The 25,239-nt window shown below is 70.2% G+C and carries 20 protein-coding genes; 18 read left to right on the forward strand and 2 right to left on the reverse strand.

Annotated elements, in window-relative coordinates; all coding sequences use genetic code 11:
* Window positions 1-35: 35 nt before the first annotated feature.
* From uvrB to IA22_RS0105075, 4 genes are all read left to right on the forward strand, one after another.
* Window positions 36-2,156 carry an excinuclease ABC subunit UvrB gene (gene uvrB / locus IA22_RS0105060; protein ID WP_014156878.1) on the forward strand — a complete coding sequence of 707 codons (2,121 nt, stop codon included), beginning with the start codon at window positions 36-38 and terminating at the stop codon, window positions 2,154-2,156.
* 131 nt (window positions 2,157-2,287) lie between these two features.
* Window positions 2,288-2,866 carry a TerD family protein gene (locus IA22_RS0105065; RefSeq protein WP_014156879.1) on the forward strand — a complete coding sequence of 193 codons (579 nt, stop codon included), beginning with the start codon at window positions 2,288-2,290 and terminating at the stop codon, window positions 2,864-2,866.
* A 134-nt stretch (window positions 2,867-3,000) separates the two neighbouring features.
* Complete coding sequence (locus IA22_RS0105070) at window positions 3,001-4,944, forward strand: TerD family protein (protein WP_030122851.1); 1,944 nt, start codon at window positions 3,001-3,003, stop codon at window positions 4,942-4,944.
* 267 nt (window positions 4,945-5,211) lie between these two features.
* Window positions 5,212-6,231 carry a TerC family protein gene (locus tag IA22_RS0105075; protein ID WP_014156881.1) on the forward strand — a complete coding sequence of 340 codons (1,020 nt, stop codon included), beginning with the start codon at window positions 5,212-5,214 and terminating at the stop codon, window positions 6,229-6,231.
* Window positions 6,232-6,299: 68 nt separating this feature from the next.
* Here IA22_RS0105075 and IA22_RS0105080 read toward each other — a convergent pair whose 3' ends face one another.
* Window positions 6,300-6,956 carry an MBL fold metallo-hydrolase gene (locus IA22_RS0105080; RefSeq protein WP_030122852.1) on the reverse strand — a complete coding sequence of 219 codons (657 nt, stop codon included), beginning with the start codon at window positions 6,954-6,956 and terminating at the stop codon, window positions 6,300-6,302.
* A 10-nt stretch (window positions 6,957-6,966) separates the two neighbouring features.
* A complete protein-coding gene (locus IA22_RS0105085; protein ID WP_030122853.1) occupies window positions 6,967-7,656 on the reverse strand; it encodes a maleylpyruvate isomerase family mycothiol-dependent enzyme in 690 nt (229 codons plus the stop codon).
* A gap of 175 nt (window positions 7,657-7,831) precedes the next feature.
* On the opposite strand from IA22_RS0105085, the gene uvrA reads away from it, so the two are divergent.
* The 14 genes from uvrA to IA22_RS0105155 all read left to right on the forward strand — a co-directional run bounded on the left by uvrA (window position 7,832) and on the right by IA22_RS0105155 (window position 25,174).
* Window positions 7,832-10,849, forward strand: a complete 3,018-nt coding sequence (gene uvrA, locus IA22_RS0105090; protein WP_030122854.1) for an excinuclease ABC subunit UvrA — start codon at window positions 7,832-7,834, stop codon at window positions 10,847-10,849.
* 243 nt (window positions 10,850-11,092) lie between these two features.
* The gene (locus IA22_RS0105095; protein WP_014156885.1) at window positions 11,093-11,521 is read left to right on the forward strand and encodes a Rieske (2Fe-2S) protein; all 429 of its coding nucleotides are present in this window, start codon (window positions 11,093-11,095) and stop codon (window positions 11,519-11,521) included.
* Between the two features lie 151 nt (window positions 11,522-11,672).
* Complete coding sequence (uvrC, locus tag IA22_RS0105100; protein WP_014156886.1) at window positions 11,673-13,730, forward strand: excinuclease ABC subunit UvrC; 2,058 nt, start codon at window positions 11,673-11,675, stop codon at window positions 13,728-13,730.
* The gene (rapZ, locus tag IA22_RS0105105; protein ID WP_015576739.1) at window positions 13,727-14,692 is read left to right on the forward strand and encodes an RNase adapter RapZ; all 966 of its coding nucleotides are present in this window, start codon (window positions 13,727-13,729) and stop codon (window positions 14,690-14,692) included. The genes uvrC and rapZ overlap by 4 nt, the downstream gene beginning before the upstream one ends.
* Complete coding sequence (locus tag IA22_RS0105110) at window positions 14,689-15,723, forward strand: gluconeogenesis factor YvcK family protein (protein ID WP_014156888.1); 1,035 nt, start codon at window positions 14,689-14,691, stop codon at window positions 15,721-15,723. The genes rapZ and IA22_RS0105110 overlap by 4 nt, the downstream gene beginning before the upstream one ends.
* Entirely contained in the window at window positions 15,714-16,703 is a 990-nt protein-coding gene (gene whiA / locus IA22_RS0105115; RefSeq protein WP_014156889.1) for a DNA-binding protein WhiA, read from the forward strand. The genes IA22_RS0105110 and whiA overlap by 10 nt, the downstream gene beginning before the upstream one ends.
* A 704-nt stretch (window positions 16,704-17,407) precedes the next feature.
* The gene (gap, locus tag IA22_RS0105120; RefSeq protein WP_014156890.1) at window positions 17,408-18,418 is read left to right on the forward strand and encodes a type I glyceraldehyde-3-phosphate dehydrogenase; all 1,011 of its coding nucleotides are present in this window, start codon (window positions 17,408-17,410) and stop codon (window positions 18,416-18,418) included.
* Between the two features lie 113 nt (window positions 18,419-18,531).
* Entirely contained in the window at window positions 18,532-19,743 is a 1,212-nt protein-coding gene (locus IA22_RS0105125; RefSeq protein ID WP_030122855.1) for a phosphoglycerate kinase, read from the forward strand.
* A gap of 6 nt (window positions 19,744-19,749) precedes the next feature.
* A complete protein-coding gene (tpiA, locus tag IA22_RS0105130) occupies window positions 19,750-20,526 on the forward strand; it encodes a triose-phosphate isomerase (protein ID WP_030122856.1) in 777 nt (258 codons plus the stop codon).
* 137 nt (window positions 20,527-20,663) lie between these two features.
* Window positions 20,664-20,900, forward strand: coding sequence for a preprotein translocase subunit SecG (gene secG, locus IA22_RS0105135; RefSeq protein ID WP_014156893.1), 237 nt, complete (start codon window positions 20,664-20,666; stop codon window positions 20,898-20,900).
* A gap of 109 nt (window positions 20,901-21,009) precedes the next feature.
* Window positions 21,010-21,345 carry an RNA polymerase-binding protein RbpA gene (locus IA22_RS0105140; RefSeq protein WP_014156894.1) on the forward strand — a complete coding sequence of 112 codons (336 nt, stop codon included), beginning with the start codon at window positions 21,010-21,012 and terminating at the stop codon, window positions 21,343-21,345.
* 155 nt (window positions 21,346-21,500) lie between these two features.
* Complete coding sequence (gene pgi / locus IA22_RS0105145; protein WP_030122857.1) at window positions 21,501-23,153, forward strand: glucose-6-phosphate isomerase; 1,653 nt, start codon at window positions 21,501-21,503, stop codon at window positions 23,151-23,153.
* Between the two features lie 3 nt (window positions 23,154-23,156).
* Complete coding sequence (locus IA22_RS0105150; protein ID WP_014156896.1) at window positions 23,157-23,660, forward strand: PH domain-containing protein; 504 nt, start codon at window positions 23,157-23,159, stop codon at window positions 23,658-23,660.
* On the forward strand, window positions 23,657-25,174 hold the full coding sequence (locus IA22_RS0105155; protein WP_030122858.1) for a PH domain-containing protein: 1,518 nt from the start codon (window positions 23,657-23,659) through the stop codon (window positions 25,172-25,174). Before IA22_RS0105150 ends, IA22_RS0105155 begins: the two co-directional genes overlap by 4 nt.
* Window positions 25,175-25,239 lie beyond the last annotated feature (65 nt).

Below are 25,239 nucleotides of genomic sequence, written 5' to 3' on the forward strand. Positions count from 1 at the left end.
CCGCCTTTGTCAGTGGGGGGTCGTACGGTGGTTGCATGCGGCCAGTCTCGAAGATCGAACGTTCGGTGGCGCCTTTCGAGGTCGTCAGTCCCTACCAGCCCAGCGGCGACCAGCCCACGGCCATCGCCGAGCTGGACCGGCGCGTCCGCGCGGGTGAGAAGGACGTCGTCCTGCTCGGCGCGACGGGCACGGGCAAGTCGGCGACGACCGCCTGGATGATCGAGAAGCTGCAGCGCCCCACCCTGGTGATGGCGCCGAACAAGACCCTGGCCGCCCAGCTGGCCAACGAGTTCCGCGAGCTCCTCCCGAACAACGCCGTCGAGTACTTCGTCTCGTACTACGACTACTACCAGCCCGAGGCGTACGTCCCCCAGTCGGACACCTACATCGAGAAGGACTCCTCGATCAACGAGGAGGTCGAGCGGCTGCGGCACTCCGCGACGAACTCGCTGCTCACCCGGCGGGACGTCGTCGTGGTCGCCTCCGTCTCCTGCATCTACGGCCTGGGCACCCCGCAGGAGTACGTGGACCGCATGGTCCAGCTCAAGGTGGGCGACGAGGTCGACCGTGACCAGCTGCTGCGCCGCTTCGTCGAGATCCAGTACACCCGCAACGACCTCGCGTTCACCCGCGGGACCTTCCGGGTGCGCGGTGACACCATCGAGATCTTCCCGGTGTACGAGGAGCTCGCCGTCCGCATCGAGATGTTCGGCGACGAGATCGAGGCGCTCTCGACCCTCCACCCGCTCACCGGCGAGGTCATCAGCGAGGACACCTCGCTCCACGTCTTCCCCGCCAGCCACTACGTGGCGGGCCCCGAGCGCATGGAGAAGGCCGTCACCGGCATCGAGAAGGAGCTGGAGGAGCGCCTCGCCGAGCTGGAGAAGCAGGGCAAGATGCTGGAGGCCCAGCGGCTGCGCATGCGCACCACGTACGACATCGAGATGCTCCGCCAGATCGGGACCTGCTCGGGCGTCGAGAACTACTCGATGCACTTCGACGGCCGCTCGCCCGGCACGGCCCCCCACACCCTCCTCGACTACTTCCCCGAGGACTTCCTCCTCGTCCTGGACGAGTCGCACGTCACCGTCCCGCAGATCGGCGCGATGTACGAGGGCGACGCCTCCCGCAAGCGGACCCTCGTCGACCACGGATTCCGGCTGCCCTCCGCGCTGGACAACCGCCCGCTGAAGTGGGAGGAGTTCCTGGGCCGGATCAACCAGACGGTCTACCTCTCCGCCACCCCCGGGAAGTACGAACTCTCCCGCGGCGACGGCTTCGTCGAGCAGATCATCCGGCCCACCGGTCTCGTCGACCCGGAGGTCGTCGTCAAGCCGACCGAGGGACAGATCGACGACCTCGTCCACGAGATCCGCGAGCGGACCGAGAAGGACGAGCGCGTCCTGGTCACCACCCTCACCAAGAAGATGTCCGAGGACCTCACCGACTACTTCCTCGAGCTGGGCATTCAGGTCCGGTACCTCCACAGCGACGTCGACACGCTGCGCCGTATCGAGCTGCTGCGCGAGCTGCGCTCCGGCGAGTACGACGTCCTGGTGGGCATCAACCTCCTGCGTGAGGGCCTCGACCTGCCCGAGGTGTCACTCGTGGCGATCCTCGACGCGGACAAGCAGGGCTTCCTGCGCTCCGGGACCTCGCTGATCCAGACCATCGGGCGTGCCGCCCGTAACGTCTCGGGCCAGGTCCACATGTACGCGGACAAGGTCACCCCGGCGATGGCACAGGCCATCGACGAGACCAACCGCCGTCGCGAGAAGCAGATCGCCTACAACACCGAGCGGGGCGTCGACCCGCAGCCGCTCCGCAAGAAGATCAACGACATCGTCGCGTCCATCGCCCGCGAGGAGGTCGACACCGAGCAGCTGCTCGGCACCGGCTACCGGCAGGCCAAGGACACCAAGGCCCCCGTCCCCGCACTGGGCGGCAAGGCCGGCGCGGGAGCCAAGGCGAAGAAGGACGGCGCGGTGGTCACCGACCGGCCCGCCACGGAGCTCGCGGGGATCATCGAAGAGATGACGGACCGCATGCGCGCGGCCGCCGCCGACCTGCAGTTCGAGGTGGCAGCCCGGCTGCGCGACGAGGTGGGCGAGCTGAAGAAGGAACTGCGGCAGATGAGGGAGGCGGGGCTGGCCTGACCTCTGAGGTCCGCAGTGTTGCAGGACCGACACAAAAACGGCCCTTCCCTCCTTCTCGCCCCGCGGGACTGCGTAGGGTGCGGGGAAGCCGCACACCGACGGGTGCGGGGCAAGCGGAGAGGGGACAGCGCGTGACGGTCAACATGACCAAGGGCCAGGCCATCAGCCTGCAGAAGAGCGACGGGGGGACCCTGACCGCGGTACGGATGGGGCTCGGCTGGCAGGCGGCCCCGCGCCGCGGGCTGTTCGGTTCGCGCACCCGGGAGATCGACCTGGACGCCTCCGCGGTGCTCTTCGCCGACAAGCAGCCCGTGGACGTCGTGTTCTTCCGCCACCTGGTCAGCGACGACGGCTCGGTCAAGCACACCGGCGACAACCTGGTCGGCGGTGCCGGTTCCGGCGGCGACGACGAGGCGATCCTGGTCGACCTGCAGCGCGTCCCGGTCCACATCGACCAGATCGTCTTCACGGTGAACTCGTTCACCGGCCAGACGTTCCAGGAGGTGCAGAACGCCTTCTGCCGCATCGTCGACGAGACCAACGGCCAGGAACTGGCCCGCTACACGCTGGACGGCGGCGGTCAGTACACGGCGCAGATCATGGCGAAGGTGCACCGCGTGGGCGGTGGATGGCAGATGACGGCCCTGGGCAACCCGGCCAACGGCCGGACCTTCCAGGACCTGATGCCGGCGATCCTGCCGCACCTGTAGGCACCGCACGGGCAGCAGCCGGCCCGACAACGCGTACGAGCAGCTCCCGGAGGCACCCGCCGCCGGGAGCTGCGGCCGTGGCGGGGCACCACCGCACGGCAGGGCACCACACCGAACGTCGAGGGGACAGGGCGATGACGGCCGAGCTGGTCCGGGGGCAGAACCACACCTTGCCCCAGACCCGTCTGGAGATCAGGGTGTCGGCGGGCTCACCCGTCGTGGCCGGGGCCACGCTCGGGGACGAGCGGGGCACGGTCCGCGGCGCCGAGTGGATCGCCCACCCCGCCTCGCACCGGGTGCCCGGACTGGAGGTGTCCCGGCAGGCGGCGGCCGACCACCGGCTGGCCGTGGACCTGGACGCGCTGCCCGCCGAGGTGCACCGCGTCACCGTGGTCCTGGCCCTGCCCGTGGGAGCCGGAAGGCCGGTCAGTTTCGGCGCGGTCGCCGCGCCGTTCGTCGCCGTCACCGGACTCGACGGCACCGAGATAGCCACGTTCACCCTCACCGGACTGGACACCGAGTCGGCCGTGTCCGCCCTGGAGCTCTACCGCCGCCAGGGCGCCTGGAAGGTGCGCGCCGTCGGCCAGGGGTACGCCGCCGGGCTCGCGGGGCTGTTCGCCGACCAGGGGGTCGCGGAGGCGGCGGAGACCGCCGCCGCCATCCAGGAGGCCGTCGCCTCCGGGCTCGCCCGTTCCGTGACACCGCCGCCCAGGACCACCGAGGGGGAGCGGGTACGCCACCCCGCGGGCCCGGCCGCCGCGGGGGCGCAGGCCGCGGCGCCGCCCGTCCCCGAGGCGCAGCCCGCGGAGCCGCTGGGCGACCCCGCGAGCGCGCGTACGGAGGCTCCCGGCGGGGGCCCCATCGACTACGCGCACCCCCGGCGCCAGACCTCGGCGCCGCCCCCGCCGCCTCCGACGGCACCACCCGCGGCACCCGGGCAGCCCGCGCGGCCCGTCGCAGGCGACGCCACCGGCTGGTCCATGGACGAGCGTCTCTACAACCAGATCTGGGGCATGTTCGAGGACCTCGCCCGCGCTGTCGCCGCATACCGCAGCGCTGTCGACTTCGCCGAGTCCCGGATGGACCAGGAGCTGGACCGGGCCCTGTCCGACCCGCGCAATCGCATCGGCGGTGCGGGTGACCGCGCCCGCGAGGCGGCCCGGGCCAAGCGTGACGAGCTCACCGGGCGGGCACGTGAGGCGCTGGAGCGTGATCTCGCCCAGCTCGCCGCCGAGTCCGCCGTCGTGGAGCCCGCCCTGCCCGCGGCCTACGCGGGCTGGGACAACCCCGTCTGGCACGCCTACCGCGTCCCCATGGAGATCCCGATGGCTCTGCGCCTCGGAGACCTCCTGCTGGGCGAGGCCCCCGATCTGCGCATTCCGCTGCTGGTGCGGCTTCCCCTGGAGCGCGGGATCTGGATCGACAGCGGGCGTACGGCGTCCGAGGCGGCCGCCTCGACCACCGGCGACCAGTTGCGCGGCCTGGCCGTGGAGACCGCGGTCACCCTGGCCGCGCGGTTGCTCGCGGTCTACCCGGCGGGCGAGTTCTCCGTGCACGTCGTCGACCCGGCGGGCTCCGCCGCGGGGCAGCTCTCGCCCCTGGTCGGATCCGGGGTCCTGGCCGGTCCGCCGGCGGCCGGGGCCGAAGGCGTGGCATCGGTCCTCGCCCACCTCACCCGGCGGGTCGACCTGGTGCAGATGGCGATCCGGGCCGGCGCCGCGGACTCGCTACCCCCGGACCTCGACACGGGGGAGCACCTGCTGATCGTCAACGACTTCCCGCACGGATTCGACGACAGGGCCGTCACCCAGCTGCGCTATCTGGCCGACGAGGGGCCCTCGGTCGGGGTGCACTTGCTGATGGTGGCCGACCGGGAGGACGCCCGCGCCTACGGCCCCGTGCTCGACCCGCTGTGGCGTTCCCTGCTGCGGATCACCCCGGTGGCCGACGACCACCTCGCCGACCCCTGGGTGGGCCACGCGTGGACGTACGAGCCGCTGAGGACGCCGCAGGGCAGCCGGGTCCTGGAACAGGTCCTCGCGCTGGTGGCCGAGGCGCGGCGTGGAGGGCGCTGCTGAGGCGGGGTGACGGCGGATCACCCCTCCCGTCCGAGTCATCTGACCTGGCATTTTGATCATGACTTGGCGGGGACTTTACCGTTTCTTGGTGTTTCCTGTACTGTTCTTGGTGCGGAGGGGAGTACTCCCGATCGCGGCGTTCCCGTCAGTACGGACTGTGACCGGTCCCGGGGCGTCGGCCCGGCGCGCATCCCGCGCTCCCGGGTGGAAGAGACCTCCGGCAGCGACGACGCTGATCTATAGCCGTAGCGAACTGCCGGAGGCGCAGTGGACGTTTCATGGACTCTTTGGACGCTGACCATCCTCGGTCTCGTCGCCCTCATCTCCGTCGACTTCTTCATCGGGCGCAAGCCTCATGACGTGTCGACCAAGGAAGCCGGAATCTGGACCATCGTCTGGATCACCCTGGCCGTCCTCTTCGGGCTCGGCCTGCTGGTCTTCGGCGAGAGCCAGGCCTCGGGCGAGTTCTTCGCCGGCTTCATCACCGAGAAGTCGCTCAGCGTGGACAACCTCTTCGTCTTCGTCCTGATCATGGCGAAGTTCTCGGTGCCGTCCCACCTGCAGCAGCGGGTGCTGCTCATCGGTGTGCTGATCGCGCTGGTGCTGCGGGCGATCTTCATCGCGGCCGGCGCCGCGGTCATCGCCAACTTCTCGTGGGTCTTCTACATCTTCGGCGCGTTCCTGATCTACACCGCCTGGAAGCTGATCCAGGAGGCCCGGGCCGACGAGGAGGAGGACGACTTCGAGGAGAACCGTCTCCTCAAGTCGATCGAGCACCGCTTCGGTGTCGCCGACAAGTACCACGGCACCAAGCTCTTCATCCGGAACAACGGCAAGCGCGTCATGACCCCCCTGATGGTGGTCATGCTCGCCATCGGCACCACCGATGTGCTCTTCGCGCTGGACTCCATCCCGGCGATCTTCGGCCTGACCCAGGACCCGTACATCGTCTTCACCGCGAACGCCTTCGCCCTGATGGGCCTGCGTCAGCTGTACTTCCTCATCGGCGGTCTGCTGAAGAAGCTGGTCCACCTCAGCTACGGGCTCTCGGTGATCCTCGGGTTCATCGGGGTCAAGCTGGTGCTGCACGCCCTGCACGAGTCCGGGGTGCACGTCCCGGAGATCTCCATCCCGTTCTCCCTCACCGTCATCTGCGGCGTCCTGGTGATCACCACGATCACCAGCCTCATCGCCACCAGGAAGCAGGAAGCGGCGGAGAAGGACGCGGAGGGCCCGGAGACGGGCGGTCGGAAGGACGACAGCCGGAACGTCGGCGCGGAGAAGTAGCGCCGGACGGACACACCGACGGCCGGGGCCCCGAGGGGCGCCCGGCCGTCGGCCGTTTCAGGACGAGGTCACCAGCCCCGCTCGCGCCACCGGGGCAGCTGCGGGCGCTCGGCGCCGAGTGTGGTGTCGTGGCCGTGGCCGGGGTAGACCCACGTCTCGTCCGGCAGACGGTCGAAGAGCTTGGTCTCCACGTCGTGGAGCAGGCTCGCGAACGCCTCCGGGTCCTTGTGCGTGTTGCCCACGCCGCCGGGGAAGAGGCAGTCCCCCGTGAACAGGTGCGGGGCCCCGTGCGGGTCGTCGTAGACCAGCGCGACGGATCCCGGGGTATGGCCGGTCAGATGCCTGGCGGTCAGCGTGACCTGCCCCACCCGGATCGTGCCGCCGTCCTCGACGAGCTCGTCGGTCCGGACCGGGATGCCCTCGGCGTCGTACCTCCCGGCATAGGTCCGCGCCCCGGTGGCCGCCACCACCTCGGCGAGGGCCTGCCAGTGGTCGCCGTGCCGGTGCGTCGTGACGACGGAGGCGATGCCGTCCTCGCCGATCAGCCGCAGCAGGACCCCGGCCTCGGCGGCCGCGTCGATCAGGAGCTGCTCGCCGGTGGCCCGGCAGCGCAGCAGATACGCGTTGTTGTTCATCGGGCCGACGGCGACCTTGGAGATCATCAGGTCCGTCAGCTCGTGCACATCGGCAGGTCCGCCGACCTTGACCGTTCCGCTGTACGTCATGTGACGCAGCCTATAGCGGGGGCAGCACGGGGAGACCGCCGCCGTCCACCGTCAGCGCGGAGCCGTCACGGCGCCCGCAGAGCCAGCCGAGGATGTCGGAGGCCGTCCCGCGGACGGTGACCGGAGCGCCGTCCGAGCCGCCGCCCGTGGTCCACAGCCGGCCGTCCTCGGTGACCGCCGTCGTGGGGACGACGTCGGGGTGTCCGGCGAACCGCTGCGCCAGGAAGTCGTTCTCCCGGATCACGAACTCCTCCGGCAGGGCCTCCAGCTCGTACCCCACGCCGAGGTCGACGTGGTGCAGCTCCACCTCGATCAGGCGGCGGAAGGGGATCCGGGACGCCGAATCCGTCACACCGTTGCGCAGGGTGACCGTGCGTTCCCGGTCGGCCGGTGCCTCCGCCGCGGCGAGGAAGGCCGCGGCGCTCGCCCGCAGGTCGGCGAGTTGCTCCGACAGGGGCCGGGAGGCATCACGCTCGATGTCGGCGTCCCGGGTTTCGCTGTTCGCGTACATCGGCCGCCCCTGGAGAACATTTACGAGGGCGTCGGCGTTACGTGAGAGGTGGGCAAGAACATGGCCGCGGCTCCAGCCCGGCAGACGCGACGGCTCGGCAAGGAAGCCGTCGTCCATCTTGCCCGTGGCACCGAGCAGCCGATCGGTCGCTTCACGTACAGCTTCCAGGTCGCGCGCGTGATCAGTCATGGGCCGAGCGTAGACCCCGCCACTCGTTCGGGTGATGGAGTCTCCGACCGACCGTAAATCGAATGCGCGTGCTATACGCTCGGAGTCGAAAGCTTCGTACATCGCTGTGGCGCCCCCCATACCCTGGGACAGGGGCTCAGTTCCCCCACTTCTCTCCAGAAAGGTGCGGACCGGCGTGGCCGACCGTCTCATCGTCCGTGGCGCGCGCGAGCACAACCTGAAGAACGTCTCGCTCGATCTCCCCCGTGACTCCCTCATCGTCTTCACCGGGCTCTCCGGATCGGGCAAGTCGTCGCTCGCGTTCGACACGATCTTCGCCGAGGGCCAGCGGCGCTACGTGGAATCGCTCTCCTCGTACGCCCGCCAGTTCCTCGGCCAGATGGACAAGCCGGACGTGGACTTCATCGAAGGCCTCTCGCCCGCCGTCTCCATCGACCAGAAGTCGACCTCGCGCAACCCGCGCTCGACGGTCGGCACCATCACCGAGGTCTACGACTACCTCCGGCTGCTCTTCGCCAGGATCGGCAAGCCGCACTGCCCCGAGTGCCACCGGCCGATCTCGCGCCAGTCGCCGCAGGCCATCGTGGACAAGGTCCTCGGGCTGCCCGAGGGCAGCCGCTTCCAGGTCCTCTCGCCGCTGGTGCGGGAGCGCAAGGGCGAGTTCGTCGACCTCTTCGGCGACCTCCAGACCAAGGGCTACAGCAGGGCCAGGGTCGACGGCGAGACCATCCAGCTGTCCGAGCCGCCCAAGCTGAAGAAGCAGGAGAAGCACACCATCGAGGTGGTCATCGACCGCCTCACGGTGAAGGACAGCGCCAAGCGCCGGCTGACCGACTCGGTCGAGACGGCCCTGGGTCTCTCCGGCGGCATGGTCGTGCTCGACTTCGTCGACCTCGAGGAGGACGACCCCGAGCGCGAGCGGATGTACTCCGAGCACCTCTACTGCCCGTACGACGACCTCTCCTTCGAGGAGCTGGAGCCCCGCTCCTTCTCCTTCAACAGCCCCTTCGGCGCCTGCCCCGACTGCACGGGCATCGGTACGCGCATGGAGGTCGACCCGGACCTGATCGTCCCGGACGAGGAGAAGTCCCTGGACGAGGGCGCGATCCACCCCTGGTCCCACGGCCACACCAAGGAGTACTTCGGGCGTCAGATCACCGCTCTGGCCGAGGCGCTCGGATTCCGCACGGACATCCCCTGGGCGGGACTGCCGCAGCGCGCCAAGAAGGCGCTGCTCCACGGCCACAAGATCCAGACCGAGGTCCGCTACCGCAACCGGTACGGGCGCGAGCGGGCCTACACCACCCCCCGTTTCGAGGGTGCGGTCCAGTACGTCAAGCGGCGTCACTCCGAGGCGGAGAGCGACTCCAGCAGGGAGCGCTTCGAGGGCTACATGCGCGAGGTGGCCTGCCCGACCTGTGAGGGCACCCGTCTCAAGCCGCTGGTCCTCGCGGTGACGGTGATGGAGAAGTCCATCGCCGAGGTCGCCGCGATGTCGATCAGCGAGTGCGCCGAGTTCCTCGGCCGCCTCAAGCTGAACGCCCGCGACAAGAAGATCGCCGAGCGGGTGCTCAAGGAGGTCAACGAGCGGCTGAAGTTCCTCGTCGACGTCGGCCTGGACTACCTCTCGCTGAACCGTGCCGCCGGCACCCTGTCCGGCGGCGAGGCGCAGCGCATCCGGCTCGCCACCCAGATCGGATCCGGTCTCGTCGGCGTGCTGTACGTCCTGGACGAGCCGTCGATCGGCCTGCACCAGCGCGACAACCACCGGCTGATCGAGACCCTGGTCCGGCTCAGGGACATGGGCAACACGCTCATCGTCGTCGAGCACGACGAGGACACCATCAAGGTCGCCGACTGGGTCGTCGACATCGGTCCCGGCGCGGGTGAGCACGGCGGCAAGGTCGTCCACTCCGGGTCGCTCAAGGAACTGCTGGCCAACGAGGACTCCGTCACCGGCCAGTACCTCTCGGGCCGCAGGGTCATCGCGATGCCGGACGTCCGGCGTCCCGTCGACCCGAAGCGCCGGCTCACGGTGCACGGTGCCCGGGAGAACAACCTCCAGGACATCGACGTCTCCTTCCCGCTCGGCGTGCTCACGGCGGTCACCGGTGTCTCCGGCTCCGGGAAGTCGACCCTGGTCAACGACATCCTGTACACGCATCTCGCGCGTGAGCTCAACGGCGCCAAGTCGGTGCCCGGCCGGCACACCCGCGTGGACGGCGACGACCTCGTCGACAAGGTCGTGCACGTCGACCAGTCGCCGATCGGCCGCACGCCCCGCTCCAACCCGGCCACGTACACCGGAGTCTTCGACCACGTCCGCCGGCTGTTCGCCGAGACGATGGAGGCGAAGGTGCGCGGTTATCTGCCGGGCCGCTTCTCCTTCAACGTCAAGGGCGGCCGCTGCGAGAACTGCTCCGGCGACGGCACCATCAAGATCGAGATGAACTTCCTGCCCGACGTGTACGTCCCGTGCGAGGTCTGCCACGGTGCGCGCTACAACCGGGAGACGCTGGAGGTGCACTACAAGGGCAAGTCCATCGCCGAGGTGCTGGACATGCCGATCGAGGAAGGCCTGGAGTTCTTCGAGGCCGTCCCGACGATCGCGCGTCACCTGCGCACGCTCAACGAGGTGGGCCTCGGCTACGTCAGGCTCGGCCAGTCCGCGCCGACGCTCTCCGGCGGCGAGGCACAGCGGGTCAAGCTCGCCAGCGAGCTGCAGAAGCGCTCCACCGGCCGCACGGTCTACGTCCTGGACGAGCCGACGACGGGTCTGCACTTCGAGGACATCAGCAAGCTCATCTCGGTCCTCTCGGGTCTCGTCGACAAGGGCAACACGGTCATCGTCATCGAGCACAACCTCGATGTCGTCAAGACCGCCGACTGGGTCGTCGACATGGGTCCCGAGGGCGGCAGCGGCGGCGGCCTGGTCGTGGCCGAGGGCACCCCGGAGCACATCGCCTCGGTGCCGGCCAGCCACACCGGGAAGTTCCTCCAGGACATCCTGGGCGCGGACCGGATCGGTGAGGCCGCCGTGCCCGCCGCCCGGAAGGCCCGCAAGGCCCCCGCGAAGAAGGCCGTCGCCGCCAAGGCGGCCCCGGCCCGCAGGACGGCCACGGCCAGGACGGCCAAGAAGGCGGCTGCCGAGCAGCCCGCGGCGAAGAAGGCCGCCCGCGCGCGGAAGGCCTGACAGCTCGGTCCCGGGGCGGCATCCGTATTTCGGGGTGCCGCCCCGGCCCCGTACCTGCCTCCTTCGTGCGGTCGGCCCCGGCGACCAGGTCGCCGGGGCCGACCGGAGAAGGCGCACTCCGGGCCCGGTCGAGGGGCCGTCGTTCTCCGCCGGTATCGTCGGGTCTGTCGCCCACGCCTTCGGCCCACGCCTTCGCCCGGACGGTGACGGCGGCTCTCTGTCCCCCCGACCCGTGGAGACCGCATGTCCGGCCTGCCCGCCGCCCGCCGTACCGTACTGAAGGGCGCCGCTCTCGCCGGTGCCGCCGGGCTGGGAGCCGCCGCCTGCTCCACCGACTCCAAGCTCGGCCACGCACAGACGCCCACGCCCACCGCGCCCGTGGAGCTCGGCGCCGCGGACGAGGTCCCGGTCGGCGGGGCGAAGCTCTACCGGGAGCAGCGGGTCGTGGTGAGCTGCCAGGCCGCCGGTCAGTACAAGGCCTTCAGCGCGCAGTGCACCCACGCCGGATGCCTCCTCGACAAGGTCGAGGGCAACGAGGGCAACTGCCCGTGCCACGGCAGCCGCTTCGACATGACCACGGGCAAGGCGCTGCAGGGCCCCGCGACGGTGCCCCTGCCCTCCGTCCCGCTGAAGCTCGAAGGCGGAAAGCTGGTCGCGGGCCCCGACGCCTGACCACCGCCGCCTGACCACTGCGGCCCGTGCACCGGCCGCACGGAATGTCACGCCCGCCGCACGGTCCGTCACACAGGCCGCCCGGCCCTTCAAGGGCCCGGGGCTTCCCGGAAATGCCGCTCTGTCACCGCCCGCAAGTAGGGTGTGAGACATGGCAGACCCCTCCAGCTACCGCCCCAAGCCGGGACAGATCCCCGACTCCCCGGGGGTCTACAAATTCCGCGACGAGCACCGCCGGGTGATCTACGTCGGGAAGGCCAAGAACCTGCGCCAGCGCCTGGCCAACTACTTCCAGGACCTGGCCGGCCTCCACCCGCGCACCCGGACGATGGTCACCACGGCCGCGTCCGTGGAATGGACCGTCGTCTCCACCGAGGTCGAGGCACTTCAGCTGGAGTACTCCTGGATCAAGGAGTTCGACCCGCGGTTCAACGTCAAGTACCGCGACGACAAGAGCTATCCCTACCTCGCGGTCACGCTCAACGAGGAGTTCCCGCGCGTCCAGGTCATGCGCGGCGCCAAGAAGAAGGGCGTGCGCTACTTCGGCCCGTACGGCCACGCCTGGGCGATCCGCGAGACCGTCGACCTGATGCTCAGGGTCTTCCCCGTGCGCACCTGCTCCGCCGGCGTCTTCAAGAACGCCGAGCGGACCGGCCGCCCCTGCCTCCTCGGTTACATCGGCAAGTGCTCCGCGCCCTGCGTCGGACGCGTCACCCCCGAGGAACACCGGGACCTCGCCGGGGACTTCTGCGACTTCATGGCGGGCCGCACCGGGACGTACATCCGGCGCCTCGAGAAGGACATGACGCAGGCGGCCGAGGACATGGAGTACGAGCGCGCGGCCCGGCTGCGCGACGACGCGGAGGCGCTGAGGCGCGCCATGGAGAAGAGCGCCGTCGTCCTCGCCGACGCCACGGACGCCGACCTGATCGCCGTCGCCGAGGACGAGCTCGAAGCCGCGGTCCAGATCTTCCACGTCCGCGGCGGACGCGTCCGCGGCCAGCGCGGCTGGGTCACGGACAAGGTCGAGGCCGTCGACACGGCGGGCCTGGTGGAACACGCGCTCCAGCAGCTGTACGGCGAGGAGTCGGGCGACTCCGTCCCCAAGGAGGTGCTGGTCCCGGCGCTGCCCGAGGATCCCGAAGCCGTGTCCCAGTGGCTCGCGGACCGCAGGGGGTCCCAGGTCAGCCTGCGTATCCCGCAGCGCGGGGACAAGAAGGACCTGATGGTCACGGTCCAGCGCAACGCCCAGCAGGCGCTGGGGCTGCACAAGACCAAGCGGGCGTCCGACCTCACGACGCGCTCCCGGGCCCTGGAGGAGATCGCCGAGGCGCTCGGTCTCGGCAGCGCTCCGCTGCGCGTCGAGTGTTTCGACATCTCGCACCTCCAGGGTGACGACGTGGTGGCGTCGATGGTGGTCTTCGAGGACGGTCTCGCGCGCAAGAGCGAGTACCGCCGCTTCCAGATCAAGGGATTCGAGGGCCAGGACGACGTCCGGTCCATGCACGAGGTCATCGGCCGCCGTTTCAGGCGCTACCTCCAGGAGAAGGAGCGGACGGGGGAGTGGGAGGACTCCCCGGCCCCCACCGGCCCCGTTCCCGCATCCGCCCCGTCCGTGCCCGGGACCGCGGAGCCCGGCTCCGCCCGCGAGGAACCACGGGACGAGCCCCGGGAGGACGACGGCCGTCCCAAGCGGTTCGCCTACCCGCCGCAGCTCGTCGTCGTCGACGGAGGGCAGCCCCAGGTCGCCGCGGCCAAGCGCGCCCTGGACGAGCTGGGCATCGACGACATCGCCGTCTGCGGTCTCGCCAAGCGCCTCGAAGAGGTCTGGCTGCCCGACGACGACGACCCGGTGGTCCTGCCCCGCTCCAGCGAGGGCCTCTATCTCCTCCAGCGCATCCGCGACGAGGCGCACCGCTTCGCCATCACCTATCAGCGGGCCAAGCGGGCCAAGCGCATCCGCAGCAGCCCCCTGGACGACGTGCCGGGTCTCGGTGACACCCGCAAGCAGGCGCTGATCAAGCATTTCGGCTCCGTCAAGAAGCTGCGGCAGGCGACAATCGACGAGATCTGCGAGGTGCCGGGGATAGGGCGCAGGACCGCCGAATCGGTGGCCGTCGCCTTCGCGGCGGCCGCCCCGGCCGCACCCGCCGTGAACACCGCCACAGGAGAGATCATCGAAGAGGACGACGGGGGCAGCAGGACATGACCCAGCACGCGCATGAACACCGGAACGACCGCGGCCGAGCAGACGGAGCAGAAGACGTGAGTACGGGAAGCACCAACGAGAAGGCCGAGGCCGCGACGCCCGCCATTCCCGAGCTGGTGATCATCTCCGGAATGTCCGGCGCCGGGCGCAGCACCGCCGCCAAGTGTCTGGAGGACCTCGGCTGGTTCGTCGTCGACAACCTGCCGCCCGCGTTGATCCCCACGATGGTGGAGCTCGGCGCCCGCTCCCAGGGAAACGTCGCCCGCATCGCCGTCGTCGTCGACGTCCGGGGCCGCCGCTTCTTCGACAACCTCAGGGAGTCCCTCGCGGACCTGGAGGCCAAGCACGTCACCCGGCGGATCGTCTTCCTGGAGTCCTCCGACGACGCCCTCGTACGCCGGTTCGAATCGGTCCGCCGTCCGCACCCGCTCCAGGGCGACGGCCGGATCGTCGACGGCATCGCGGCCGAGCGTGACCTGCTGCGTGAGCTGCGCGGCGACGCCGACCTCGTCATCGACACCTCCAGCCTCAACGTGCACGAGCTGCGGGCCAAGATGGACGCGCAGTTCGCCGGCGACGAGGAGCCGGAGCTGCGGGCGACGGTGATGTCCTTCGGCTTCAAGTACGGGCTCCCGGTCGACGCCGACCTCGTCGTCGACTGCCGCTTCCTGCCCAATCCGCACTGGGTCCCGGAGCTCCGCCCCTTCACCGGGCTCAACGAGGAGGTGTCCGACTACGTCTTCGACCAGCCGGGCGCCAAGGAATTCCTCAACCAGTACACGGAACTGCTGCAGCTCATCGCCACCGGCTACCGCCGCGAGGGCAAGCGTTACGTGACGATCGCCGTCGGATGCACGGGCGGCAAGCACCGTTCCGTCGCGATGTCGGAGAAGCTCGCCGCGCGGCTCGCCACCGAAGGGATCGAGACCGTCCTCGTCCACCGGGACATGGGGCGCGAGTGACCAGTCGCAACCTGCGTCAGCGCCGACTGAGCAGGGCCACGGCCGCGCTCTCCGGCCGCAAGCGCGGCGCACAGCCCAAGGTGGTCGCCCTCGGCGGCGGCATGGGGCTCTCCGCCTCGCTCACGGCGCTGCGCCGCATCACCGGCGACCTGACGGCCGTGGTGACCGTGGCCGACGACGGCGGGTCCAGCGGCCGGCTGCGCGAGGAACTCGGTGTGCTGCCTCCCGGCGACCTCCGCAAGGCACTCGCCGCGCTCTGCGGGGACGACGAGTGGGGCCAGACATGGGCCCAGGTCATCCAGCACCGCTTCGAGTCCAAGGGGGACCTGCACGAGCACGCGGTGGGCAATCTGCTCATCGTCGCCCTCTGGGAGCAGCTGGGCGACCATGTGCAGGCCCTCGACCTGGTCGGCAAGCTGCTCGGAGCCCACGGCAGGGTGCTGCCGATGTCCGCCGTCCCCCTGGAGCTGCAGGCGCTGGTGAAGGGGCACGACCCCCAGCGCCCCGAGGACACGGTCACCGTGCGCGGACAGGCGACGGTGGCACTGACCCCCGGCGAGGTGCAGTCCGTCCACGTCGTCCCGGCCGACCCGCCCGCCGTCCCCGAGGCGGTGGCCGCGGTGCTCGACGCCGATTGGGTGGTTCTCGGTCCGGGGTCCTGGTTCTCCTCCGTGATTCCGCATCTACTGGTGCCCGAGCTGCTCGACGCGCTGGTGACCACGAAGGCCCGCAAGGTCCTCTCACTGAACCTCGCACCGCAGCCCGGTGAAACAGATGGCTTCTCACCGCAGCGTCATTTGGAGGTTTTGGGACGACACGCCCCTAAACTCGCCATGGACGTGGTGCTGGCCGATCTGGCCGCCGTGCCTGACCGTGAGTCCCTCGCAGACGCCGCCCAGCGCCTCGGAGCCGCGGTCGAGCTGGCCCCCGTGGCCTCACCCGACGGCGTTCCGATTCATGATCCGGAGCTGTTGGCCGCCGCGTACGACCGTATTTTTCGGATGCATGGAAGGATCGGCCCATGGCGATGACGCCAGCGGTGAAGGACGAAATCTCTCGGCTTCCCGTGACACGGACCTGCTGCAGAAAGGCAGAGGTCTCGGCGATCCTCCGGTTCGCGGGCGGGCTGCACCTGGTGAGCGGCCGGATCGTGATCGAGGCCGAGCTGGACACCGGGAACGCGGCACGCCGGCTCAAGCGGGACATCCTGGAGATCTTCGGGCACAGCTCGGAGCTGATCGTGATGGCTCCCGGTGGTCTGCGCCGCGGTTCCCGGTTCGTCGTGCGGGTGGTGGCGGGCGGGGACCAGCTCGCCCGCCAGACCGGCCTGGTGGACGGTCGCGGCCGTCCCATCCGCGGTCTGCCGCCGCAGGTGGTCTCGGGGGCCACCTGCGACGCCGAGGCCGCCTGGCGCGGGGCCTTCCTGGCCCACGGCTCGCTCACCGAGCCGGGCCGCTCCTCCTCGCTGGAGGTGACCTGTCCCGGCCCGGAGGCCGCCCTCGCCCTGGTGGGCGCGGCCCGCAGGCTCTCGATCGCCGCCAAGGCCCGTGAGGTGCGCGGCGTGGACCGCGTCGTCGTCCGCGACGGTGACGCGATCGGCGCCCTGCTGACCCGGCTGGGAGCCCATGACGCGGTGCTGGCCTGGGAGGAGCGCCGTATGCGGCGCGAGGTCCGTGCCACGGCCAACCGGCTCGCCAACTTCGACGACGCCAACCTCCGCCGCTCCGCCCGCGCCGCGGTCGCCGCGGGCGCCCGGGTGGGGCGTGCGCTGGAGATCCTGGGCGAGGAGGTTCCGGAGCACCTCGCGGCCGCCGGGCGGCTGCGTATGGAGCACAAGCAGGCCTCCCTGGAGGAGCTGGGGGCGCTCGCCGACCCGCCGCTGACCAAGGACGCGGTCGCCGGCCGTATCCGGCGCCTGCTGGCCATGGCCGACAAGCGCGCCCAGGACCTCGGGATCCCCGGAACGGAATCGACGCTCGGCGAGGAGCTGGCCGACGGCCTCGTGGGCTGAGGAGCCGCAGAACCGCCCCGGCCACCCCCTCCGGTGGCCGGGGCGGTCGCGTGCCGGGGCGGGACGAAGGAGGCCGTCCGCCATTTCCGGCCGCCGGGAGCGGGCCATTCCTAAATCGTCGGAGAGAATTTCCGGAATTGACGCGGCCGTCGATCCGCTCGACGGGAATGAGTCACCCTTGGGTGGCATGTATGAGTGCGACCCCGCACGAATGAGCGGTGTGCTCCGCAGTTCGTCCCACGTGTACTCCGGAAGTGTGCGGGCGACCCGCGGCTTTTATCGATTGAGTAGCACTCCGCACAATTGAGCGGTTAACTCGGGATGTGCTCCGGCGGTGCGTGCCGGGGTCCATCGGCGCTGCCCGGCCCCGGCGCAACCGCCTCGGCCGGGCCCGTGCCGGTGACTCCCGGTGACGTCGCGCCGGGAGGGTGCCGTCCTCCGCCCTACGGCCGCAAAGGGGCCGGTTCGGGGCGGTGTTGACGCTTCGTGACCGTAGTGCCGCAGGCGTCCCCCTCGTCGTCGCCCCTGTGCGGAATCCGGCCGGAATCCGTTGCTCCTACTCGGGAGTACGGACATCCCTCTTCGCACCGCTGCTCTCGATGTCACTCCTGAGGCTTCGGAGAGGTAGGGTCGGAGGCGGTCGGGGACATCCCTATAAAACTCGCCGGCATCGAAACCGGCGTTCCTAACGAGGAGATCGGTTCGTGACGATCCGCGTAGGCATCAACGGCTTTGGCCGCATCGGTCGTAACTACTTCCGCGCGCTGCTGGAGCAGGGTGCGGACATCGAGATCGTGGCTGTCAACGACCTGGGTGACACTGCGACCACGGCTCACCTGCTGAAGTACGACACCATTCTGGGTCGTCTCAAGGCAGAGGTCAGCCACACCGCCGACACCATCACCGTCGACGGCCACACCATCAAGGTGCTCTCCGAGCGCAACCCGGCCGACATCCCGTGGGGTGAGCTGGGCGTCGACATCGTCATCGAGTCGACCGGCATCTTCACGAAGAAGGCCGACGCCGAGAAGCACATCGCCGGTGGCGCCAAGAAGGTCCTCATCTCGGCTCCGGCCAAGGACGAGGACATCACCATCGTGATGGGCGTCAACCAGGACAAGTACGACGCGGCCAACCACCACGTCATCTCCAACGCCTCCTGCACCACCAACTGCGTGGCGCCGATGGCCAAGGTCCTCGACGAGAACTTCGGCATCGTCAAGGGTCTGATGACGACGGTCCACGCGTACACGAACGACCAGCGCATCCTGGACTTCCCGCACTCGGACCTGCGTCGCGCCCGCGCCGCCGCCGAGAACATCATCCCGACCACGACGGGCGCCGCCAAGGCGACCGCCCTGGTCCTCCCGCAGCTCAAGGGCAAGCTCGACGGCATCGCGATGCGCGTCCCGGTCCCGACCGGTTCCGCCACCGACCTGGTCGTGACGCTGCAGCGCGAGGTCACCAAGGACGAGGTCAACGCCGCGTTCAAGAAGGCCTCCGAGGACGGCGACCTCAAGGGCTTCCTGGCCTACACCGAGGACCCGATCGTCTCCTCGGACATCGTCAGCGACCCGGCGTCCTGCACCTTCGACTCCTCCCTGACCATGGTCCAGGAGGGCAACTCGGTGAAGATCCTCGGCTGGTACGACAACGAGTGGGGCTACTCCAACCGCCTCGTCGACCTGACCGTCTTCGTCGGCGGCCAGCTCTGATCCTAGGATCGACAGGCATCCAGGTGTGATGTGAGGGGCTCGGACGGCGCGACGTGGCGCCGTCCGGGCCCCCTCGCATGGTCATCCGTCCTTCCAAGGAGTATTGGGAACAGATGAAGACGATCGACGAACTTCTCGCCGAAGGGGTCGCGGGCAAGCGGGTATTCGTCCGTGCCGACCTCAACGTGCCGCTGGACGGCACCACGATCACCGACGACGGCCGCATCCGCGCCGTCCGCCCGACGGTCTCCGCGCTCGCCGCGGCCGGCGCCCGGGTCGTCGTCGCCTCGCACCTCGGCCGGCCGAAGGGAGCCCCGGACCCGGCGTTCTCGCTGGCCCCCGCCGCCGCGCGCCTCGGCGAGCTCCTCGGATCCGAGGTCGCCTTCGCGACCGACACCGTCGGCGAGTCCGCCCGTGCGACGGTCGCGGCCCTCACCGACGGCCAGGTCGCCGTCATCGAGAACCTCCGCTTCAACGCCGGTGAGACGTCGAAGGACGACGCCGAGCGCGGTGCCTTCGCCGACCAGCTCGCCGAGCTCGCCGACCTGTACGTGGGAGACGGCTTCGGCGCCGTCCACCGCAAGCACGCCTCGGTCTTCGACCTCCCGGCGCGGCTGCCGCACGCCGCCGGCGGCCTGATCGCCACCGAGGTCGGTGTCCTGAAGAAGCTCACCGAGGACGTCGCGCGCCCCTACGCCGTGGTCCTCGGCGGAGCCAAAGTCTCGGACAAGCTCGGCGTCATCGACCACCTGCTGGAGAAGGCCGACCGCATCCTGATCGGCGGCGGCATGGCGTACACCTTCCTCAAGGCCCAGGGGCACGAGGTGGGCATCTCGCTCCTCCAGGAGGACCAGGTCCCGGCCGTCCAGGGGTACCTCAAGCGGGCCGAGGAGCTCGGTGTGGAGTTCGTGCTCCCCGTCGACGTCCTCGTGGCCCACGAGTTCCCGGACCTGAAGACCAAGGCCCCGGCCCATCCCGCCACGGTCGCCGCCGACGCCATCCCGGCCGACCAGGAGGGCCTGGACATCGGGCCCGCGACCCGCGAGCTGTACGCTGCCAAGCTCGCCGACGCGGCCACCGTCTTCTGGAACGGCCCGATGGGCGTCTTCGAGCACCCCGACTACGCCGAGGGCACCAAGGCCGTCGCCCAGGCGCTCGTCGACTCCCCGGCCTTCAGCGTCGTCGGCGGCGGGGACTCCGCTGCCGCCGTCCGCATCCTGGGCTTCGACGAGAACGCATTCGGCCACATCTCGACCGGTGGCGGCGCCAGCCTCGAATACCTCGAAGGCAAGACGCTTCCCGGACTCGCCGCACTGGAGGACTGACCCTCAATGACCACCCGCACCCCGCTCATGGCGGGCAACTGGAAGATGAACCTCAACCACCTCGAGGCCATCGCGCACGTCCAGAAGCTCGCCTTCGCCCTGGCCGACAAGGACTACGACGCCGTCGAGGTCGCCGTCCTGCCGCCCTTCACCGACCTGCGCTCCGTGCAGACGCTGGTCGACGGCGACAAGCTGAAGATCAAGTACGGCGCCCAGGACCTCTCCGCGCAGGACTCCGGCGCGTACACCGGTGAGATCTCCGGCCCGATGCTCGCCAAGCTGAAGTGCACCTTCGTCGCCGTCGGTCACAGCGAGCGCCGCCAGTACCACGGCGAGAACGACGAGATCTGCAACGCCAAGGTGAAGGCCGCCTACAAGCACGGCCTGACCCCGATCCTCTGCGTCGGCGAGGGCCTGGAGATCCGCAAGGCCGGTGACCAGGTGTCCTACACCCTGGCGCAGCTCGACGGCGCACTGAAGGACATCCCGGCCGAGCAGGCCGAGTCCATCGTGATCGCGTACGAGCCGGTCTGGGCCATCGGGACCGGCGAGGTCGCCACCCCCGAGGACGCCCAGGAGGTCTGCGGTGCGATCCGCCGCAGGCTCGCCGAGCTCTACTCGCAGGAGCTGGCCGACGCCGTCCGCATCCAGTACGGCGGCTCGGTGAAGTCGGGGAACGTCGCGGCCATCATGGCGCAGCCCGACGTGGACGGTGCCCTCATCGGCGGTGCCGCGCTGGACGCCGACGAGTTCGTCAAGATCGTCCGCTTCCGCGACCAGTAGGATCGTCCGCCGCCGCGACCGGTGAGTATGCGGTGGGGCGGATCCGTCGTACCCTTGCGGGGGCCAGGGGGGTATACCCCCGGGCCCCCGCTGTTCGTACATGCAGTCCTAGGAATTCCGGAAAGTAGGGACCAGCCGTGGTTTTGGCGTTCGAGATCGCCCTGATCGTCTTCAGCCTGCTGCTGATGCTGCTGGTGCTGATGCACAAGGGGAAGGGCGGCGGCCTCTCCGACATGTTCGGCGGTGGAATGCAGTCGTCCGTGGGCGGCTCGTCGGTCGCCGAGCGGAACCTCGACCGCATCACCGTCGTGGTCGGTCTGGCCTGGTTCGCATGCATTGTCGTCCTTGCCCTGCTCATCAAGCTGGACAGCTGACCCGTCGTCCGCGATTCCCGGTGAGGGTGTAACTCCTTTCACTGGACGCGCGTTGGGCCTTACGTAGACTGGGGCATCTTCGAGCACCATCACGCAGGGAGTTACGACCGTGGCAAGTGGCAACGCGATCCGGGGAAGCCGGGTCGGAGCGGGGCCGATGGGGGAGGCCGAGCGCGGCGAGTCCGCGCCACGCGCCCGCATCTCCTTCTGGTGCTCGAACGGGCACGAGACGCAGCCGAGCTTCGCCCATGACGCGCAGGTACCGGAGACCTGGGACTGCCCGCGCTGCGGCTTCCCGGCCGGCCAGGACCAGGACAGCCCGCCTGCCCCGCCGCGCACCGAGCCGTACAAGACGCACCTCGCGTACGTACGCGAGCGGCGCAGCGACGCGGACGGCGAGGCGATCCTCGCCGAGGCCCTCGCGAAACTCCGCGGCGAGATCTAGAAGTCGTCCACCGGCCGGCCACCCCCTGGGTGACCGGCCGGAATCCGTATGCCCCCACGTAGCCCGCCGTTGCCCCGCCGTACCCTTCAGATCAATTAGGTTGGAGGGGCAGCGGGGAAGGTTGCAGGTACGAGAAGAAGTGGGCGATTTCCGCGATGAACGCACAAAGCCGAACCAAGCTGAACCAGACGCCCGAGTGGGCGGCTCTCGGCAAGCACCGTGAGGAGTTCGGCGACACCCATCTGCGCCGGCTGTTCGCGGACGCGCCGGACCGCGGGACGGCGTACACCCTCCGGGTCGGCGACCTCCGCATCGACTACTCCAAGCACCTGGTCACCGACGAGACGCTTCGTCTGCTGCGTGACCTCGCGGACGCCACCGGTGTGGCCGGACTGCGGGACGCGATGTTCCGCGGCGAGAAGATCAACACCACCGAGGACCGCGCCGTCCTGCACACCGCGCTCCGCGCCCCGCGCGACGCCGTGATCGAGGTCGACGGCGAGAACGTGGTGCCGGCCGTGCACGCCGTCCTCGACAAGATGGGTTCCTTCGCCGACCGGGTCAGGGCCGGGGAGTGGACCGGTCACACCGGCAAGCCGGTCAAGAACATCGTGAACATCGGCATCGGCGGTTCCGACCTGGGCCCCGCCATGGCCTACGAGGTGCTGCGCTCCTTCACGGACCGCTCGCTCACGGTCCGCTTCGTGTCCAACGTCGACGGCGCCGACCTCCACGAGGCCGTGCGCGATCTGGACCCGGCCGAGACGCTGTTCATCGTCGCGTCCAAGACCTTCACCACGATCGAGACCATCACCAACGCCACCTCCGCCCGCGACTGGCTCCTCACGGAGCTGAAGGCCGGTCAGGAAGCCGTCGCCAAGCACTTCGTGGCGCTCTCGACCAACGCCGAGAAGGTCACCGACTTCGGCATCGACACGGCCAACATGTTCGAGTTCTGGGACTGGGTCGGCGGCCGGTACTCCTACGACTCGGCGATCGGCCTCTCGCTGATGATCGCCATCGGCCCGGACCGCTTCCGCGAGATGCTCGACGGCTTCCACCTCGTCGACGAGCACTTCCGCACCGCGCCCGCGCAGGAGAACGTCCCGCTGCTGCTCGGACTGCTGGGCGTCTGGTACGGCGCGTTCTTCGACGCGCAGTCCCACGCGGTACTGCCCTACAGTCACTATCTGTCCAAGTTCACCGCGTACCTGCAGCAGCTGGACATGGAGTCCAACGGCAAGTCCGTGGACAGGGACGGCAATCCGGTCGAGTGGCAGACCGGACCGGTCGTCTGGGGCACGCCCGGCACCAACGGGCAGCACGCCTACTACCAGCTGATCCACCAGGGCACGAAGGTCATCCCCGCCGACTTCATCGGCTTCGCCGCACCGGTCCACGACCTGCTGCCCGGGCTGATCGCCCAGCACGACCTGCTGATGGCCAACTTCTTCGCCCAGACGCAGGCGCTGGCCTTCGGCAAGACGCCCGACGAGGTACGGGCCGAGGGCGTCGCGGAGGAGCTCGTCCCCCACAAGACGTTCCGCGGCAACCACCCGACGACCACGATCCTCGCCGAGCGGCTCACCCCCTCGGTCCTCGGCCAGCTGATCGCGCTGTACGAGCACAAGGTCTTCGTCCAGGGTGCCGTCTGGAACATCGACTCCTTCGACCAGTGGGGCGTCGAACTGGGCAAGGTCCTCGCCAAGAAGATCGAGCCGGTCCTGACCCAGGGCACCGGCGGCGACCAGCTCGACAGTTCGACCGCCGCACTCGTGTCGACGTACCGCTCGCTGCGCGGTCGCTGAGCCGTGTCCACGGGGGAGGGGACGATACGCCTCAGGCCGCCGCGCAACACGCTGGACCGGCGGGCCGTCGGCTGGTGGCGCACCCAGTGGCTGCTGGCCGCCGCCGTGCCCGTCGTGCCGCTCGCGGTGCTGGGCGCACTCATCGAGGCCGCCCGTTTCTGGCTGCTCCTGCCCGCCGCGGTCCTGGCCGCGGCGGGCACGGCGGCCGCCGTCCTCCTCCCCGTGTGGTGGTTCCGCACGCACCGCTGGGAGATCACCGAGGACGCGGTCTACGTCCGGACCGGCTTCTTCCGGCAGGAGTGGCGGATCGCGCCGATGTCCCGGATCCAGACCGTGGACACCGTACGGGGCCCGCTGGAGCAGCTCTTCGGGCTTTCCACCGTCACGGTCACCACCGCCTCCGCCAAGGGCGCGGTGCGGATCGAGGGCCTGGACCACGAGGTCGCCGCCGATCTGGCACGGCAGCTCACCCGCATCACCCGCGACACCCCCGGCGACGCCACATGAGCACCGCCGCCCCGGCCGGCGACTGGCGGCGCCTCGACCCCCGTACGGTCCTGGTCAGCGCCCTCGTCGTGGCAGGCGTCGTCGCGGGAGCGGCCGTCCCCGTCACGCTCGGGCTCACCCGGTGGTCCAGCCGCCCGGCCGCCGTGCTCCAGATGTCCGCCGGCGCGGCCCTCGTCATCGGGGCGGCGGCGGGCGTCGACCGCGTGCGCTGGCACCGCACCCGCTACCGCGTCGGCGAGGAGCGCGTGGACCTCCACACCGGTCTGCTCGTCGTCAAGCGCCGCTCCCTGGCCCGGGAACGCATCCGCACCGTCGACCTCACCGCCCATCCGCTGCTGCGCGTCCTCGGTCTGGTCACCGTCAGGATCGGCACCGGCGAACAGGGCGGCGACTCCACCCTCGAACTGGACCCGGTCACGCGGGCCGAGGGCGAACGCCTGCGCCGCCTCCTGCTGGAACGCGCGTCCACCGTGCCGCCCGGCTTCCACCGCGAGGGTGAACTGGCCGTCCTGGACCCCCGCTGGATCCGCTACGCCCCGGTCTCCTTCGTCGCCCCGATGCTCGGCGGCGCCGCCGCCGGGGCCGTGCTGCAGATCAGCGACTGGGTGGGAGCCCAGGGCGAGGTCATCGCGTGGGTCGCCGACCGCTTCCGGGACACCGCGCTGCTCTGGACGATTGTCACCCTGGTCCTGGCCGCCCTGATCGCGGGCGTCGTCGGGGCGTTCGGCCTCTGGACCGAGATGTGGTGGAACTACCGCCTGGAGCGTGAGCCGGGCGGCACCCTCCGGGTGCGGCGCGGACTGTTCACCTCCCGGTCCATATCCGTCGAGGAGGCCCGTCTGCGCGGCGTCGACCTGGTCGAGCCGCTGGGTGTCCGGCTGCTCGGCGCGGCCCGGCTCGACGCCATCACCACCGGCCTCGCCAAGGACCACGAGGCCAGGGACGCCGACCACAACACCCTGCTCCCGGTCGCTCCCCGTGAACGGGCCGACTCCGTCGCGGCCGACGTCCTGCGCGAGACGGCCACCCCGACCGCCGCCCCGCTCGTCCGTCATCCGTCCGCCGCACGGGGCCGCAGACTGCGCCGGTCGCTCGCCGCGTCCGTCGGCCCGGTCCTGGTCCTGGCCGTCCTCGGGACACTGTTCACGCCCGTACTGCTGTGGATCGCGCTCGGCTGCGCCGTGGTGTCCGTCCCCCTCGCGGTGGCGCTCGCCCTCGACGCCTACCGCGGCCTCGGGCACGCGCTCTCCGGCCGCTACCTGGTCACCCGCTCCGGTACGGTCCGGCGTTCCACCGCCGCCCTGGAGCGGGCCGGGGTGATCGGCTGGACGGTCAGGCAGTCGGTCTTCCAGCGGCGTGCCGGGCTGCTGACCGTCACGGCCACCACCGCCGCCGGAGGGGGCGCGTACACGGTGTACGACGCCGACGCCGCCGAGGGCCTCACCTTCGCCGCGGAGGCCGTACCGGGGCTGCTGGAGCCCTTCCTGGAGCGCACCGCGCACCCCGGCCGGTGACGGCGCGGGACGCGACGAAGGCCGGTCCCGCTCGCTCGATCGAGCGGGGCCGGCCTTCGTGCCGT

Source organism: Kitasatospora papulosa (assembly GCF_000717245.1).
In the GTDB taxonomy this organism is placed as follows: domain Bacteria; phylum Actinomycetota; class Actinomycetes; order Streptomycetales; family Streptomycetaceae; genus Streptomyces; species Streptomyces papulosus.